Genomic DNA, 15,903 nt, shown 5'->3' on the forward strand with positions numbered 1-15,903 from the left:
CAACGGCGCCTGGTCAGTCCTCTTTAATACCGAGCCATCGGGAAGGACCGTGTGTGGTAGTGAATTTTTCATCGGGATAGCAACCAATCAATCAGCTGTGGGTGGATTCGTGCGGCAGAGTTCTGGTCACCCGCAAAAACGGCAAGTTCAATTCCTGGATGAATGAGTACCTGACCTTTTCCATAGGCGTAGACGTAATCAACAGGCAGCTTGTGCGGTCCAATGTGCGAGGCAATCACTGCACCACGTGGATGGTTGAGCGTGTATCCCCGCGCATAAAAACCCGTGACGCCGCGCCGTGCGGAAATATCCAGAAAATCGACTCCATTCCACACTGGGTGTGCGTCACCCGCGGATAGATACAACTCAGCGGGTGCTGCATAGTCAAGCTTGCGGAAATCGCCCTGACCAGGCAAGAACTTCACAACCGGGTGGCCCATCAGCGCAACCCGACCACCCTGACGGATAAACTCCTCGAGCTTATCGCTACAGGTCGACAAGAACTGTTGGTCCACTGCCATCGAAATAAGCACACCGGATACACCAGACAGGTCTGCATCTGGAAAATCGTAGGCATCCAAGTGCCGTACTTCGTTCAGTGATGGCGTCTGCGGCGGCACCATCGAGGTCGCGCCCATGCGAAGGTACAGAACTAGTTTGGCTTGTTTATCAGTCATTTAAGAATCCTTTTCTTGTTGGTGGACGCTTTCGTATCTGGTGACAAGCACTTCCCGGCTACGATTGCCATCTGGGATGGTGTGCCGGAACAGGTCAATTCGGTACAGATCGCTCAGCACTTCGTCATTAAGCAAAGAGTGGGTCCGGCCTGCATGGACAGTGCCGGTGGAACCCAGAACAAGAGTTTGTCCGCCAAGATGCAACGCGTGTTCCGGACTGTGTGTGGACAGCATCACCGCCATTCCTTCTGCTTTCAGATCTGCAAGCAGCTGCAACACCAAGGCTTGATTGTGCAGGTCGAGTGCCGATACTGGCTCGTCGAGGATGAGGGTTTGGCATTCGGTAGCTAGCGCGCGTGCGATGAGCACTAACTGTTGCTGGCCGCCGGACAGTCGAAGGAAGGGACTGCTGGCTACATGCAACAGGCCCACGCGCTCAAGGGCGTTGGCCGTAACTCGATAATCTTCCGAGCCGGGCTGCGCAAACATGCCGAGTTTTCGGGCTCGCCCCATCAACACCATGTCGAAAACCGTATAAGGGAACACTCCAGCGGTGGCCTGTGGCACGAAGCCGATTTCGCCAGTACTAGTCACCGTGCCATGGGTCGGGGCAGTAATGCCCGCGCATAAGCTCAATAGGGTGGACTTTCCAGCGCCATTCGCCCCGAGCAGATTGGTGATTGTGCCAGAGGCGATGGAAATATTGACGTTGCGGAAGATCCACCGCTCGCCGTAACGGAATCCGACGTCGTTGGTACGAAGAGTTGTTTCGGGCATGCTTAGTCCTCGATTGCTGCGTTCTTGTGAGATACCCGAAGAAGCCAAATGAATACCGGTGCACCGACGACAGCTGTGAGAATGCCGACGGGTAATTCTGCACTGGCAACAGAGCGCGACAGGGTGTCAATGAGTGCGAGGTATCCGGCACCAATGAGGATGGACAGCGGCAACAGGGTTCGATGATCGGGACCGACAAGCAGCCGCGCAATATGAGGCACGACAAGACCAACCCAGCCAATCACGCCGGAAACTGCAACGGCACCTGCAGTAATCAGAGCCACCATTGCCAACAAGGCGATGCGCAATGGTTGGGGATTGATGCCGAGTGAACGTGCTTCGTTATCGCCAAGGCTCAGAACGTTAATGCGCCAGCGCAAACTCAAAACGATCGTGGCGCTGAGCGCAATAGGCACCAGTGCGACCACCACTTTTGACAACGATGCGGCGCTAAGCGAACCCATGAGCCAGAAGACGATTGACGGCAAGGTGGTGTAGGGGTCCGCGATTGTGGTCACTAGGGACACCAAGGCAGAAAAAAGTGCACTGACGACGATACCTCCCAGGACGATCATCAGGATGGAGCCGCCACTGCGTGTTTTTCCAACGCTGATGACAATCCAAATGGATAGCAGCCCAATAGCAAAAGAAAAGCCGATGAGCCAGAAAGTTCCGAGGCCAAGCAGCAGCGCGATAACACCGCCGAATGAAGCGCCAGAAGAGACCCCGATGACTTGTGGACTGACCAACGGGTTGCGGAATACCGCTTGCAGGGTTGCGCCGGCAAGCGCCAACCCACCGCCGACAATCATGGCCAGTAGCACTCTGGGCAGCCGTGAGCCGAGGACTACCTGCTCTTCTTGTGTGGTCCATGTTTGCCGTAGGTCAAAGTAGTGACCAATCAGTATGCGAAGCACCTCATTGAATGGAACATGAAAGCGTCCAGCGGACAACGCGCCAATGAAGACTGCAAAAACCGCTACTGCGGCAGTGATGAGCACACCGACAGACTTGCGGTGGTGCAAACCTTCAGCGTGGTCGGAAGCAGCGGGAAGCTCTCGCGCTTCGCTTTGTCCGGATAGTTTAACGGAAACGGTCATAGCTTTTGCTCTGTGCATTCGCAGGAACCGCGAGGATGCGGTCGATCTGTTCATCGGTGAGCTTGTGGTCGTAGAGGAACTCGTACGCCTTTTTCATGTTGTCGCGAAGTGGGAAATCAGCGACCTCTGGGTGAAGCAAAGAGGTTGTCCACTGCCACATCAGATTCGATTCATTGCTTGGCGGATCCCACGCAAAGCCGCCGTTTGGAATCTTGTACACCCGCTTGTTTTTGACGGCATCCATATCTGCAAAGAACGGATCCGAATACATGGCGTCCGGAGTAGCCGTGGAGAAGTTGCCGATGAGCACAACTTCCGGGTTCCACGACAAGAGTTCTTCTTTGGACACCTTGATTGATGAGCCTGACCCTGCCTTCGTGCCTACGTTTTCGCCGCCGGCTAGAGTCATCCCGAAGTCCATGTAGGAATCGGTGCCTGCGACCTGCATTTCGTCGTAGTTGAAGATTTGGACCACACGAGGGCGCTGTTTCGTTTTGGCAACGGCCTCTTCTACGGCTTTGCGGTCACGGTGCATATTGCCCAGAATCTTCTGGCCACGCTCCGGTTTCCCGACAAGTTTAGTGAACATGGACACCCAGGTCTCTAGGTCTTCCTGCGTTCCATACAGGATGAGCAGTAGTTCAAGCCCGGCTTGTTCAATCGGCGCAACGATGTCGTTGCCCAGATGTCCCCACTGGATAACAACATCGGGATTCTGCGCGGCAATAGTTTCAATGCTTGGGACGAAGTCATTTCCGGCTGCAGCTTCCGGAAGCTTCATTAGTTCAGGGAACATTTCGCCGAGGAATCCGCGCTTTGCTTGCATTTTGCTGGCTTTATTGATGGCAACCAGTTTGTCCATACCCTGGTCTGCAGCGATAAGCATGGACGGCGCTGGAATTACTGTCGTTGCAATCCGCTCCACAGGACGGTCGAAGGTGACTGTCCGCCCCTTCTGATCGGTGATGTCAAAGGAGCCGGTTGATGGTGAATCCGCATTGCTGCTGCGGGGCCCAGACGTAGGCTGCGTTTCGCGCGTAGAACACCCGGCAAGGCCAACTGCGGTGCCGCTGCCAAGTATCAAGGCGGCCTTGAAGAGGCTGCGCCTGCTGAGCAACAGCCCGTGTTGTTGCCTCACCGTGAGAGAGTCGCTGTGTTGGATCGCCGCCGCCTGGTCGGAACGGCGTGCTGACGGGTTGAGACCAGAAGTCAAGGTAGAGCTCCTTTCAATGAACGAAAGGAATCTTAAGCCTCAATATTGAGGTAAGGCAAGCCTTACCTAATGTGTTGGGTGTTAGGCTGGGCAACGTGGTCTGTCCGCGGCTTTTAGGTGATGTTTTCCGCAGCGCCAGCTGGGGGTCTATCAGGAGTCCTACCGCCGCTTCGTTTGCTGGCAACCTTTTGATATGTAACCTCCGCTGCGGCGAAAAGCATGAGCGAGATACCAAATAGCGGCGCAATGATGGCGTAGCCAGCAAGGCAGAGCAACAGGCCTGCTAGAGCTTTCTTGCTCGTCGCATTCCAGTTGCCGCTTGAAGGCAGCCGGCCGAAACCCGAGCCCTTACCGCGCCGGAACCACATGAGGTACCCGTATCCGATGGTTACCATGATGCCGACCGCCAGCAGCGCCAGCGCCGCCTGAGTCGCCCACCCCAACAAGATGCCCATATGCGCTTGGATAAGCCAGTCAGTCACTTTCGCCGGTAGCGGCCAATCCGCAAACGCAACATAATCAACGCGTGCACCGGAGACCCCGTTAACCGTGATGGTGTCGTTGCTGAACTTGTTCGGCAGGCGGTTTTCCGTTACTGTCCACGCTTGGCCCGGTTTAGCAGGTGCCTTCAGTTCGACCATGTCTTTAAGCCCTGCGCTGCGCGCCGCGAGCAGTACAGTGTCGGCTTCTTTGAAAAGCGCGAGAGAATCTACGAGGTGAGCTATGGCGGCATCACCATGGGTGCCACCGTGTTCAGCATGCGGGTCAACTGGGGTGGCGGCTGCACTTCCCGTCGGCGCTGCCATCTCTACGACAGGTTTTGGCGCGCGCCAATTCAGTTGTGTACGTAGTTCACCAATATTAGCGCCTGCCACCGACGACCACGTCAGACCAGTCACCGTCAGAAACAGCAACCCTGGCAGCACCACCAGTCCCAGCATTGAGTGTGTCTTCACGGCGCCATTTCGCTTGGACCCTTCTTTACCGCGGGCAATCTTCTTCCGCCGCGCCCACCACAGCCACGTTCCCGAAATCGCAAGCGCCCCCATCCACGATGCCGCCAGTTCCGAGTACAGTCGCCCGGGTTCGCCTAGCCATAGATTCTTGTGGCCGAGCGAGATGAATTGCCGCAGCGGAAGTGAGTTGTTCGACCCTGCAACTGGCATGTCTCCGGTTACTCGCAAGTCGCCTGGGTCCACAAATACGGCTTGGCGTTGGCCTTGTGGCAGTTGTGGGTTTGTGAACAGTACCCGTGTTGTCCGGTCGTCATTGTCGAAGACCTGTACTGCGTTGAATGCCAGTTCTGGGTGCACTTTTTGTGCCGCAGCAATTTGCTCTGACACTGGTCGTGCTTCTTGTTCGGAGGTCGCAGTGAGCGTGTCCCGGTAGTAGATGTTTTCTGCGGTCGGCGCCAGAGCGTAGAACAGTCCGGACAACGCCGCGACAAACAGCAGCGGTGCGATGAATATGCCGGCGATGGTATGGAATCGGTGCAGGAAACTACGGACACTTCGCCCCGCGACTCGAGGCGGAGAACTTTCTGATGCTGTTTTCAGATCTGTCATGGCTAACTTGTCGGCTGAAACATTGCACAAGTTCCGGTCAAATGTGCAGCCCGTCACCCGCAAATTGCCCACCTAAAAAGTTCCCGAAAGCTGCGAAATTTGTTCAAGTTAGTGAAGAAATGCAGGTTATGGGTACATTGGACAGTATGGACGCACAGTCGAAGCCGATGGATATCTGGCGGATCGAACATCCCAGTGGTGGGACGATTGAAGTGTTCGCTGGGACTGCGGAACAGCTGCGTGAAGTCGACCCCGAGTTCCCGCGGGTCGGGCCGAGTAAGCGGCGGCGGGTGACGGTCAGAGCACATGGCAAAGTGGTTGCGCGTTTTCGACGGCCCTTCCCATGCGCCATGGAAGTCAGTCGCTTCGCACCTGAATTGGCGCCCGGGTCCTTCGGCTATGATCAGACCTTTGGCGCGCCCTACCTGCGGATTGAGCCGGATATTGCGGCGAGGGAAATCAGCGAAATCTGGGTGAGCCTGGGGAAGGGGCGCAAAAAGGTATCTCCGCCGCCGGGGTCGGCAGCGGAGATACATGAGCTAGCTGTGCAGTTGTCCCCGTTACGTCGGTGGACCTACCCGCTCGCGCGCAGGTGGCGCTCTATTGTGCTCTTTTTCGTATTCGGAATGGGCAACTTTAGCTAGGCCGGTGGTTACATGGTTGCAGACCAGGTTGGCTTGGTGGAGCTGAACAAGCTGCCTTCGTACTCAACCTTGTTTTCACCGGACTCTGGCGCGCCGTCGAAGCAGATAGCGCCGCTGGTCTTTCCGCCAGCAGCAAGCTCCGCGGTTTCCAGCGTCTTCATGTCTAGGCCAGTGAAGGTGGTGTCAGCAATGACTCCGCTTGGGCGGTGCAGTTTGAAGTCGAACTGGCTGAAGTGCTTGGATTTGTCGGAATCATTCGCCAGGTCAACGTCGGCGCAGGTGTAGGAGCCCAAGACGTCGGACTCAGCACGCAGGTTGCTGACGGTCACCTTCATGCCCTTGAAGTCGACGGTTTCGCCAATTGCCACATCTGTCTGTGGCTTTTCGTCCTTCTTCTTGTTATCCGCTTGGGTGGCCTGGCCGTCAGCACGGTCCGTCACGGCAGTGTCTGTGCCCGGCGTTGTCGTGGTGTCAGAGTCGCCACCACCAACCATGGCGCCGCCGATGGCTAGGGCAGCGATGATGCCGACCACCCATGGCCACTTCTTCTTTTTCTTCGGCTGCGGCATCGGCGCCTGCGCGTACTGGTTCTGTGGCATGCCTGCCGGGGTGCCGTCACCGTAAGGGTTGTGCTGTTCTGGGGTTGGAGTGGTCATGTCTTTCCAAACTGTCGTGGCTACCTGATAGCCAATCTGGACCGCTCATTGCGGTTCGCTTATATAGCTATCAGGCGGCTCAGACAGGGATTTCTGACAAAAACCCCAAATTCGAAAAGAGAATCTAATATTCAGCTAAGAGAGCCATGGTCTCTTCGTCGGTAAGCATTGCCTTTTCAAAACGCTGCAGTGCGGCTTCGCCGTCGAAGTTCACCCCAATAAGCACAACTTCATTGGAAGGTTTCACGCCAGCGGCGTTCCATGGGGCAGCAGGGCTGATGGTCAAGTTCGGGCCCGCCTGCGACCACACATGGGCCAGTTCCAACTGGTCCGCAAGCCAGCAGTGCCCCTTCGAGCGCACCATGCCGTTGGTAGCGCGCAGAGCCTTCACCAAACGCTCCCGATCGAACGGACGATCGCCACGGAAAGTAACCGAAGAGATGCCGTACTCTTCCGTTTCCGGAGTGTGCGGGTTATTCAGTTCTTCCCAGTAGCCGTTGTAGGTGGCCGCAGTTTTCTCGTCGTAAAGGTGCGCGTCCAGAATCAGGTTCGCACCGACTTCGCCATTGGTCACGCGCATGATTCGGGCGCGTGGGTTCATCGCGCGGACAGCATCTTCGGTTGCGCGGGCCCAGTCTTCGTCCACCAGGTCAGTTTTGGTCACCAGGATAAGGTCGGCGAATTCCACTTGGTCCACCAGCAGGTCGGCGACGGTGCGCTCGTCATCTGGGGTTGCCTGCTGGTCGGCGTCGGCGAGTTTGCGGCCGGTACGCAGGTGGTGCAGGAATGTGGAGGCATCCACCAGGGAGACCATGGTGTCGATTGGGGCGACATCAGCCAGCCGGGTGCCGTTTTCAAATTCCCACTCGAAGGTGGCGGCCACTGGCATTGGCTCCGAGATGCCGGTCGATTCAATGACAATCTGGTCGAATTCACCAGAACGTGCGAGCTTATCGACGGATTCGACCAGGTCTTCGCGCAGGGTGCAGCAGATGCAGCCGTTAGATAGTTCCACGAAGCGGTCTTCGCCGCGCTCAAGATAGCTGCCGGCGGCAATCAAGTCGGCATCGATGTTGACTTCGGAGAAGTCGTTGACAATCACGGCGAGCTTGCGGCCGGCGCGGTTGGCAAGCAGGTGATTGAGCAGGGTCGTTTTACCGGCCCCGAGGAATCCGGACAGGACTGTTACTGGCGTTTGTACTGGGGAGTCAGTCATTCCGCCAATAATAGTCCTATGAAAACGATTATCAATAAATCCGGTCGCCCGGGGATTCATTCATGTATTTTGCCGGTGGCCGCTGAATCAAATGTTCCTGCCCCTGGCCAATCAAGAAATCCTCCACCTGGTCGACGGACGCGCGCAGCGCCGGGTCAAAGTCGAGGTAGGCCTTGGTTTCCCGGGCCACCAGACCGGACAGCAGCAACAGGCCAATCAGGTTCGGCAGTGCCATCAAACCGTTCGCAATGTCAGAGATATTCCACACTGGCTCCAGCGGCAGCGTCGCACCCACAAAGGCGACAAAGGTGAACATCCAGCGGTACGGGGTGGTGCCGCGGCGGCCTACCAGTCGTTCGAAGGACCGCTCGCCGTAGTAGGACCAGCCCAGCAGGGTAGAGAAGGCAAAGAACACCACAGAGATAGCCACAATGTAGCCACCCCATTCGCCCGGCAGACCCTTCTCATAGGCGGCAGAAGTCATTGCACCAGCGGAAATCAACAGGCCATCGTCGCCAGTTGCCTTCCACACCCCAGTGGTGACAATGGCTAGGCCGGTAATGGACACCACGATAATGGTGTCGATGAAGGTCTGCGTCATGGAGACCAAACCTTGGCGCACTGGGTGCGTGGTGGTTGCAGCCGCTGCGGCAATTGCTCCGGAACCCATACCGGATTCGTTGGAGAAAATACCGCGAGCCACACCCATCTGCAGCGCCAGCAAAATACCGGAGCCCAGGAAGCCACCAGCAGCCGCAGTGCCGGTGAATGCGTCAGTGAAAATCAACGCCAGTGCCTCTGGAATGCTGGATGCGTTCATCACGAGCACCCACAGGCCGCCGCCGACGTACAGCACAATCATCATTGGCACGAAAGCTGCCGCGACTTTACCGATTGCCTGTACGCCACCGAGTAGCACCGCGCCAAGCAGCACGAAAATGACAGTACCGGCGAACATCGGCGAGATATTAAATGAGGATTCCAGGTTCGTGGCCACCGCATTGGCCTGCGTCATGTTGCCGATACCGAAGGATGCAATGGTCGCGGCCACCGCGAAGAACACTGCTAGGAACTTGCCGAAGTTGTTGCCCAGACCGCGTTCTAGGTAGTACTGCGGGCCACCGGCCTGTTCACCGGCTGCGTCGGTGGTGCGGAAGCGCACACCGAGGAATGCCTCCGAGTACTTCGAGGCCATACCAATCAGGCCCGTAATCCACATCCAGAACAGCGCGCCGGGGCCACCGACGGAAATGGCGGTTGCCACACCCACAATGTTGCCGACACCGACCGTCGCGGCCAAGGCCATCGCTAGCGCTTGGTATTGCGACACGTCGCCGTCGCCTGCATCATCTTTCCGGTCAATCAGGCCAAGGCGCAATGCGGAAAACAGTTTGCGCAGTTGAATGCCGCGCAGCCGAATGGTCAGCACAATGCCGGTACCCAGTAGCAGCGGGATCAATAGGAATGGGCCCCAGACGAAGCCGCCTATTGTTTCCAGGGTTGAATTGAAGGATTCCATGCTGCAAAAGTACCTAGAGTAGGCCATATTCTGGGGACTTCCGACCAATTAGTTACTTATCGACGAAAACCCACACGCCGTCAGCCCCTAACGAAGGTGCAACCCGAGCCAGGCCGCTGCCACCCCTGTTCCTACTGTCACGATGAGGTAGGCAACAGCCCTGCCATCTGGGGGTGAACGGCGCGCTAAGGTCACTATCTCCCCGGCCAGCGTCGACCAGGTGGACGTAGCCCCCGCGAACCCGAGCATGGCCAGATAACCAAAGGAATAATCCAGCAGACCACCGATAGCGATGCCGAAGGCAAAGGAACCCACAATATTTGCCGCCAGGGTCCCCACGTACTTCGGTAGCGTCACCCCGAGGCAGTAACGCGTCAACCCACCAACAGCTGCGCCAACTGCTGTGAGCAGCAGCAATACTGGCCAGGACGCCAGATCAGTCAGGTAGGGCAGTTCCGTATTCATTTCGGTGTTCATTTGTCGTGTCCCCGCACCGCCAACCAATACGCCAACGGGCACACCACGACAGTCACCGCCGCTGGCAACCAGCCGGTGCCTTCCGCGAGCGGCAACGCGAATGCAGAAAATGTGGTGAATCCGCCGCACAATCCAGGACCGAGTAGTGGGGTAAAGCGCCTGGCCCTAACCGTCACTAAGCCCAAAAGGGCGCAACCTGCCGCATTGACCGCAACAATCAGCCAGGGTCCGGGGAAGGCCACCGAAAGGACGAGGCGTAAACACGCTCCGACGGCGGCGCCGAGGCTGACTTGGGCAGCAGCACGCGGGTCGAAGGCGGGGGCGGGGGAGGTCACGGACCTAGTGTAGCGGCGTCGGGAAGCGCGCTGCGGCCCGGCGAATCCCCATAAATGGGAGAAAAGTGCGGCGGCGGCTGCACGATCGGCAATTTCAAGGGAGACTGGAACTTACATCGCACCCTAGCCGCAAAGGGAGTCGGAAAATGGCTAATCACGAACGTGCTGGCATGCTTGCGCAGCCACAGGACCTCATTGACGTAGCTGCGCTGGTCACCGCGTACTACACCAAGCATCCAGACCCAGAAAACCTGGACGAACAGGTCGCGTTTGGTACCTCCGGCCACCGGGGCTCCAGCTTGGACACCAAGTTCAATGAGGACCACATTTGGGCCACCACCCAAGCCATCGTCGATTACCGCTCCGCACAGAACATCGGTGGGCCGCTGTACATCGGCCGCGACACCCACGGGCTGTCCGAACCAGCAATGACCTCCGCGCTGGAGGTGCTGGTGGCCAACGGCATCACCGTCATGATTGACGCCGCCAACGGTTACACCCCAACCCCGGCAGTATCCCGCGCTATCCTCAGCCACAACGCGCAGCTCGACGGCGGCGTGACTGGCACCGACTCGCGCCGCGCCGACGGCATTGTCGTCACTCCATCGCACAACCCACCACGTGACGGCGGCTTCAAATACAACCCACCGAACGGCGGCCCAGCCGACACTGACGCCACCGACTGGATTGCCAACCGTGCCAATGAGTACCTGCGCGCTGGGCTCGATGGCGTCAACCGCGCCTCCCTCGGCAGCGCGGACCCAACCCTGCTGGTTAAGTACGACTACATGGCGAACTACGTCGGTGAACTGCCAAATGTGGTGAACCTTGACGCTATTCGCGAATCCGGGCTGCACATCGGCGCGGACCCAATGGGCGGGGCTTCCGTGGACTACTGGGGCGCTATCGCACAGGCATACAACTTGAACCTTGAAGTGGTGAACCCGCTGGTCGACGCTACGTGGCGCTTCATGACCCTGGATAACGACGGCAAGATTCGGATGGACTGCTCCTCGCCAGCAGCGATGGCCTCCTTGGTGCATAACCGCGATAAGTACGACATCGCCACTGGTAACGACGCCGACGCCGACCGCCACGGCATCGTCACCCCAGATGCGGGCCTGATGAACCCGAACCACTACCTGGCCGTTGCCATCGACTACCTGTTTGCACACCGTGACGGCTGGAACCCAGCGACCGCCGTCGGTAAAACTTTGGTGTCCTCCTCGATGATTGACCGCGTCGTTGCGGACCTTGGTCGCAACCTGGTGGAAGTTCCGGTGGGCTTTAAATGGTTCGTGCCGGGGCTTATTGACGGCAGCATTGGCTTCGGTGGTGAAGAATCCGCGGGCGCGTCCTTCCTGCAGAAGGACGGCACCGTGTGGTCGACCGATAAGGACGGCATTATCATGGACCTGCTGGCTGCGGAAATTACTGCAGTGACCGGTAAGACACCGTCGCAGCGCTACGCCGAGCTGACGGAAAAATTCGGCAGCCCCGCGTATGCCCGCACTGATGCCGAAGCGAACCGGGAACAGAAGGCGATTTTGAAGTCACTGTCGCCGGAGCAGGTCACGGCTGACACCCTTGCGGGGGAGCCAATTACTGCAAAAATGACGGCCGCGCCGGGCAATGGGGCACCGATCGGGGGGCTTAAAGTGACCACCGAGAGTGCCTGGTTTGCAGCACGACCATCGGGGACCGAGGACAAGTACAAGATCTATGCTGAGTCCTTCCGTGGTGAAGAGCATTTGGCGAAAGTTCAGGCTGAAGCACAGGCAGTCGTGGCAGAGGTGCTTGGCCAGTAAGCCACGTGCCCGGGGCAGAATTCGGCGGGTGGCAGTGAAAGGTTCTGCCACCTGAGGAGGATGCCCACATGAGCATCAAACCCGGTTTTATCCGGACCAAGCTGGGCGGATGGCGCACAAAGCCTGACGCTAGCTGCACACATGCCAGCCCCGATACCGCAGGGCTGGTGAAGGTCGACGGAAATTACTATTACCCGACCGAAGAATGGTCTGAACTTGATGACCAGCAGCAGTACGCCTGCGAATGCGAAGCGGCGGCGCTCAATGCACAGGACCATGTGTTGATTGGTCCTTCCGCCGCGGCGCTGCATGGCTATTGGGTGCGCACCGACCCGAAACCGCACGTTCGGACTGTGCCGGCAACGACCATGGCGCCGCATGATTACGAGGATTTCCATGGCGCCCTGGTGGAAAAACCGCTGCCGGCGGTGACCACGACCACCGAATTAGATGGTTTTGTGCCTGGTTTTATGGCTGCCGAATGCGCCGTTGTTGATGGCGATATGGAGCAGAAGGACCTTAAATCGGCGGCGAAACAGCTGGATAGTCCGCGAGCCTGCGCCCACATGCGCCGAATTTCGCAGTTGGCGGATGGTGCATCGGAGTCCGCGGAAGAAGCGCTGTTTTTCGCGGCGATGCATGAGAACTTGTCCGATCTTTTCACCCGGGTGGGTGAGCCGCGGGAGAAAGTTTTCATGTGCCGCACCTCGGATAAGGCATCGCTCGGTCGGACAGACTGGTGTTGGCCGCACCTGGGCGTCATTGTCGACTACGCCTCGCCGGAGCGGATTAGGTCGTTCATCGGCGAATCGCGCGCCGCGGCGACCTATGAAGACTGCAGGTCGGAGTGACTTTTAAGATGCCAGCGGGGTAGGGATTCAGCTGAGAGAAGCAGAGGTAGCAAACTTTATAGACAGAGCGGTCTAGACAGATCGGTCTGTATGTCCTAATGTGGGTCGGGAAAATTACCAACGACTCGCATTAGGAGCTCTCATGATCGCTACTGGGTTAGGTCTAGGCATTGTCCTAGGCATCGTGCTGCAACGCGGGCGGTTCTGCGTCACCGGAATGCTCCGGGACATCTTCACTCGCAAAACCTTCCGACCACTGACCGCACTACTCATCGTTATCTCCATCCAAGCCATCGGCGTCGCCGCGCTGACCGCCGCTGGGATTATCACGCCGAAAGTGTCGAACTTCGCGCCAGCCGCCGTCATTATCGGCAGCCTGCTCTTCGGCATCGGCATCGTCCTAGCAGGCGGCTGCGCAACCGGCACCTGGTTCCGCTCTGGTGAAGGCCTCGTCGGTTCCTGGTTGGCCCTGGCCGGGTACGCAGTGTCCGCCGCCGCCATGAAGACCGGCCCGCTTTCGGGGCTTAATGACGCATTGGCTGACCGCACAATCAATGCCACCACGATCCCACAGACTCTAGGCGTGTCACCGTGGGTGTTTGCCATCGCACTTTCCGCACTGACTGCGTATCTAACTGCCTTTTATCTGCGCCGCGAAAAGCAGCGCCCAATCGCACAGCTGCGCCGCCACTGGACCAAGCGTTCGCTGCACCTGTACACCGCCGCCGTGCTGGTTGGCCTTATCGGAGTGGTTGCCTGGCCACTGTCCGCCGCAACCGGCCGCAACTCGGGATTGGGAATCACGACACCTTCGGCAGACACGGTCAACTACCTGGCAACCGCAAACCCAGAATCGTTGAACTGGGGCACCCTGCTGGTGCTCGGTATTTTGGTGGGCTCTTTTGTTGCCGCGAAGTTCGCTGGTGAGTTCCGCGTTCGAGTACCAGATGCTGTGACCTCGGTGCGCAGCGTTGTCGGCGGCTTGCTGATGGGCGTAGGCGCTGCTTGGGCAGGCGGCTGCACTGTCGGCAATGGCATGGTCCAAACCTCGTTGTTCTCGTACAAGGGTTGGGTGGCACTATTGTTCACCGCAGTTGGGGTGTACATCGCCGCGAAAATCTGGCTGAAGCCAACGAAGAACGTATCGCCAGTTGACGCTGACCTCGCCGCTCTTGATGCCGAGCTGGATGCCGAGCTCGACGCAGAGCTAGATTCTGAGTTGGATGCTGAGCTGGCGCAGAACCCGAGTGCCGGTTTCGGAAGCCCACGGTCGGTAAACGTCAATAAGCCCACTGGTGCGGACAGTGACCCTGCCCTCAAACTGGCGGTGGCTGCATCGCCGGTGCTGCTGAAAACGCGGCCGCAGGAACCGGCCGCATCGGAATTGCGGGAAGTGGCGCCAGGTAAGTTTGCGCTGGACACGCTCGGGGCAGTGTGCCCATTCCCGCTGATTGACGCGCGGGCGGCGATGGCGCAGCTCGAGCGGGGGCAGACCTTAGTGCTCGACTTTGACTGCACCCAGGCCACCGAAACCATCCCGGAATGGGCGGCGGATGAGGGTTACACCATCTCCGACTTCCATGCCACTGGCGATGCCGGCTGGACTATCTCGGTGACCAAATAGGTCGGGCTAGGCGGGCAGGGCTGGATAGGTCGCGCTAGCCCAGTGCGTGCTCGTAAGCGTGGTAGAACTTCTTCGACTCAATCTGATCGGCGATAAAACGCGCGTCGTGCCAACAGCCATAAATAAAGCTGGACGCACGGCGCGACTGCCACGGCAAACCAACAAAATACAGGCCATGAGCTTGGCCAATACCACGGTGGTGCAACGGATTATTGCGCTCATCGACAGCGCCGTCGACCTGGAGCCAATCGTAATTGCGGGCGAAACCGGTCGCCCAAATCACAGTGGAAATGCCGTTAGCGGCAAAGTCGAGCTCAAGAATCGGGTTGACCACACAGTCTGGGTATTCGCCTAGCTCATGAGCCTCCGGCTCGGCAGGCAGCTCAATATTATTGGTGGCGACATACTCATCTGCTTCCTGGAGCAGCTCCAAGTAGCGGCGGTCGCCATCATCCAAATTCGCGCGCAGATCGTCAGCGAACTGCAAAGCACCGTCCTGGTAGCTCTTTGCCAGGCCAAGGAGGGTGATTCCCGACGCCGCCATCTTGCGGAAATCAATCGTGTTACCGCCCTTAGCGCCGGACATAGCCATCGCCACCGGGGCGCCGCCGTCCTCCGGAACCGCCGCATCCCACCGGTGCAGCACACCCATCCACCAGATGATGTCGCGATTACGGTAGCGACGTGGCGGACGATCATGTGGTCCGACCGCGAGGAATACCTCACGACCAGCTTCACGCAGTTCCTCCGCAATCTGCACGCCGGAAGAACCCGAACCAATGACAAGAACGCCGCCGGCTGGCAAGTCCTGCGGGTTACGGTAGTCATCCGAGTGCAGCTGGGTGACGGGTGCATCCGCCGGAATCACCGGCGGGATGACTGGAATCTGGAACGCGCCAGTGGCAGAAACGACGTAGTCGGACTCGAAATCTCCTGCGGAGGTTTCCGTCAAAAAGCCCCGGGTGATCGGGTTGCGGGTAACCTTCCGCACCTCCACGCCCTCGCGGATGTCGCCGCAATGATTGGCAGCGTAATCCGCCATGTAGTCGGCGACGCCATCTTTAGGGACGAAGTCATCGCCGTGGACGCTGTGTTCAGCGCGAGGGAAGCGGTCATGCCACGCAGGGCCATTGGTGACCAGGGAATCCCAGCGGCCAGTGCGCCAGCGTTCCGCGATGCGGTCTTTTTCCAAGACAACATGGCTAATACCTTTGTTGGTCAGGTGTTCGCTCACTGCGACGCCGGATTGGCCACCGCCAACCACAACTACATCGACTTTCTCCACGTGGGCACCTCCTGGGTATTGGACTAGGAGCCTTGGTCAGGCTAGAAGTTCCCATTGTTTCTAACAAAAGAAGCAGTAGGGGAGCGAATTAGAACGCAGGTCATGCCGGGGTATCGTTACATTAATCACAATAAAAAGGGCTGGAGAGGCACCGTA

At 58.3% G+C, this 15,903-nt stretch carries 15 protein-coding genes; 4 read left to right on the forward strand and 11 right to left on the reverse strand.

Features of this window, described 5'->3' with window-relative positions:
- Positions 1-68: 68 nt before the first annotated feature.
- The 5 genes from A3EC_RS0106135 to A3EC_RS11580 all read right to left on the reverse strand — a co-directional run bounded on the left by A3EC_RS0106135 (position 69) and on the right by A3EC_RS11580 (position 5,332).
- The gene (locus tag A3EC_RS0106135; RefSeq protein ID WP_018024303.1) at positions 69-677 is read right to left on the reverse strand and encodes a hypothetical protein; all 609 of its coding nucleotides are present in this window, start codon (positions 675-677) and stop codon (positions 69-71) included.
- On the reverse strand, positions 678-1,454 hold the full coding sequence (locus A3EC_RS0106140; protein ID WP_018024304.1) for an ABC transporter ATP-binding protein: 777 nt from the start codon (positions 1,452-1,454) through the stop codon (positions 678-680).
- Between the two features lie 2 nt (positions 1,455-1,456).
- Positions 1,457-2,554, reverse strand: coding sequence for a FecCD family ABC transporter permease (locus tag A3EC_RS0106145; protein ID WP_018024305.1), 1,098 nt, complete (start codon positions 2,552-2,554; stop codon positions 1,457-1,459).
- Complete coding sequence (locus A3EC_RS0106150) at positions 2,538-3,767, reverse strand: ABC transporter substrate-binding protein (RefSeq protein ID WP_245532956.1); 1,230 nt, start codon at positions 3,765-3,767, stop codon at positions 2,538-2,540. Before A3EC_RS0106150 ends, A3EC_RS0106145 begins: the two co-directional genes overlap by 17 nt.
- A 113-nt stretch (positions 3,768-3,880) precedes the next feature.
- The gene (locus tag A3EC_RS11580) at positions 3,881-5,332 is read right to left on the reverse strand and encodes a PepSY-associated TM helix domain-containing protein (protein ID WP_018024307.1); all 1,452 of its coding nucleotides are present in this window, start codon (positions 5,330-5,332) and stop codon (positions 3,881-3,883) included.
- 146 nt (positions 5,333-5,478) lie between these two features.
- On the opposite strand from A3EC_RS11580, the gene A3EC_RS0106160 reads away from it, so the two are divergent.
- Positions 5,479-5,976, forward strand: coding sequence for a hypothetical protein (locus A3EC_RS0106160; protein ID WP_156812868.1), 498 nt, complete (start codon positions 5,479-5,481; stop codon positions 5,974-5,976).
- Between the two features lie 8 nt (positions 5,977-5,984).
- On the opposite strand, the gene A3EC_RS0106165 is transcribed toward A3EC_RS0106160, so the two are convergent.
- The 5 genes from A3EC_RS0106165 to A3EC_RS12745 form a co-directional block, all read right to left on the reverse strand.
- Complete coding sequence (locus A3EC_RS0106165; RefSeq protein WP_018024309.1) at positions 5,985-6,632, reverse strand: DUF4352 domain-containing protein; 648 nt, start codon at positions 6,630-6,632, stop codon at positions 5,985-5,987.
- A 124-nt stretch (positions 6,633-6,756) separates the two neighbouring features.
- Positions 6,757-7,848 carry a GTP-binding protein gene (locus tag A3EC_RS0106170; RefSeq protein WP_018024310.1) on the reverse strand — a complete coding sequence of 364 codons (1,092 nt, stop codon included), beginning with the start codon at positions 7,846-7,848 and terminating at the stop codon, positions 6,757-6,759.
- A 31-nt stretch (positions 7,849-7,879) separates the two neighbouring features.
- Positions 7,880-9,367 carry an alanine/glycine:cation symporter family protein gene (locus A3EC_RS0106175; protein ID WP_018024311.1) on the reverse strand — a complete coding sequence of 496 codons (1,488 nt, stop codon included), beginning with the start codon at positions 9,365-9,367 and terminating at the stop codon, positions 7,880-7,882.
- Between the two features lie 87 nt (positions 9,368-9,454).
- Complete coding sequence (locus tag A3EC_RS0106180; RefSeq protein ID WP_018024312.1) at positions 9,455-9,844, reverse strand: fluoride efflux transporter FluC; 390 nt, start codon at positions 9,842-9,844, stop codon at positions 9,455-9,457.
- The gene (locus tag A3EC_RS12745; protein ID WP_083879979.1) at positions 9,841-10,179 is read right to left on the reverse strand and encodes a fluoride efflux transporter FluC; all 339 of its coding nucleotides are present in this window, start codon (positions 10,177-10,179) and stop codon (positions 9,841-9,843) included. The genes A3EC_RS0106180 and A3EC_RS12745 overlap by 4 nt, the downstream gene beginning before the upstream one ends.
- Before the next feature lie 146 nt (positions 10,180-10,325).
- Here A3EC_RS12745 and pgm point away from each other — a divergent pair, with 146 nt between their 5' ends.
- The 3 genes from pgm to A3EC_RS0106195 all read left to right on the forward strand — a co-directional run bounded on the left by pgm (position 10,326) and on the right by A3EC_RS0106195 (position 14,462).
- Positions 10,326-11,987 (forward strand): phosphoglucomutase (alpha-D-glucose-1,6-bisphosphate-dependent), encoded by a 1,662-nt coding sequence (gene pgm, locus A3EC_RS0106185; protein WP_018024313.1) that lies wholly within the window; start codon positions 10,326-10,328, stop codon positions 11,985-11,987.
- A gap of 68 nt (positions 11,988-12,055) precedes the next feature.
- Positions 12,056-12,838: a hypothetical protein gene (locus A3EC_RS0106190; protein WP_018024314.1), complete on the forward strand. Its 783-nt coding sequence runs from the start codon at positions 12,056-12,058 to the stop codon at positions 12,836-12,838.
- A gap of 142 nt (positions 12,839-12,980) precedes the next feature.
- Positions 12,981-14,462 carry a YeeE/YedE thiosulfate transporter family protein gene (locus tag A3EC_RS0106195; RefSeq protein ID WP_018024315.1) on the forward strand — a complete coding sequence of 494 codons (1,482 nt, stop codon included), beginning with the start codon at positions 12,981-12,983 and terminating at the stop codon, positions 14,460-14,462.
- A gap of 34 nt (positions 14,463-14,496) precedes the next feature.
- Here A3EC_RS0106195 and A3EC_RS0106200 read toward each other — a convergent pair whose 3' ends face one another.
- Positions 14,497-15,747 carry a flavin-containing monooxygenase gene (locus A3EC_RS0106200; RefSeq protein ID WP_018024316.1) on the reverse strand — a complete coding sequence of 417 codons (1,251 nt, stop codon included), beginning with the start codon at positions 15,745-15,747 and terminating at the stop codon, positions 14,497-14,499.
- Positions 15,748-15,903: the final 156 nt, after the last annotated feature.

Origin of the sequence: Corynebacterium ulceribovis DSM 45146 (genome assembly GCF_000372445.1) — a bacterium.
GTDB classification, from domain to species: Bacteria; Actinomycetota; Actinomycetes; order Mycobacteriales; family Mycobacteriaceae; genus Corynebacterium; species Corynebacterium ulceribovis.

Coding starts and splice junctions, on each gene's coding strand:
- A3EC_RS0106135 (WP_018024303.1), bottom strand. CDS start 677: ATGACTGATAAACAAGCCAAACTAGTTCTGTACCTTCGCATGGGCGCG.
- A3EC_RS0106140 (WP_018024304.1), bottom strand. CDS start 1,454: ATGCCCGAAACAACTCTTCGTACCAACGACGTCGGATTCCGTTACGGC.
- A3EC_RS0106145 (WP_018024305.1), bottom strand. CDS start 2,554: ATGACCGTTTCCGTTAAACTATCCGGACAAAGCGAAGCGCGAGAGCTT.
- A3EC_RS11580 (WP_018024307.1), bottom strand. CDS start 5,332: ATGACAGATCTGAAAACAGCATCAGAAAGTTCTCCGCCTCGAGTCGCG.
- A3EC_RS0106160 (WP_156812868.1), top strand. CDS start 5,479: ATGGACGCACAGTCGAAGCCGATGGATATCTGGCGGATCGAACATCCC.
- A3EC_RS0106165 (WP_018024309.1), bottom strand. CDS start 6,632: ATGACCACTCCAACCCCAGAACAGCACAACCCTTACGGTGACGGCACC.
- A3EC_RS0106170 (WP_018024310.1), bottom strand. CDS start 7,848: ATGACTGACTCCCCAGTACAAACGCCAGTAACAGTCCTGTCCGGATTC.
- A3EC_RS0106175 (WP_018024311.1), bottom strand. CDS start 9,367: ATGGAATCCTTCAATTCAACCCTGGAAACAATAGGCGGCTTCGTCTGG.
- A3EC_RS0106180 (WP_018024312.1), bottom strand. CDS start 9,844: ATGAACACCGAAATGAATACGGAACTGCCCTACCTGACTGATCTGGCG.
- pgm (WP_018024313.1), top strand. CDS start 10,326: ATGGCTAATCACGAACGTGCTGGCATGCTTGCGCAGCCACAGGACCTC.
- A3EC_RS0106190 (WP_018024314.1), top strand. CDS start 12,056: ATGAGCATCAAACCCGGTTTTATCCGGACCAAGCTGGGCGGATGGCGC.
- A3EC_RS0106195 (WP_018024315.1), top strand. CDS start 12,981: ATGATCGCTACTGGGTTAGGTCTAGGCATTGTCCTAGGCATCGTGCTG.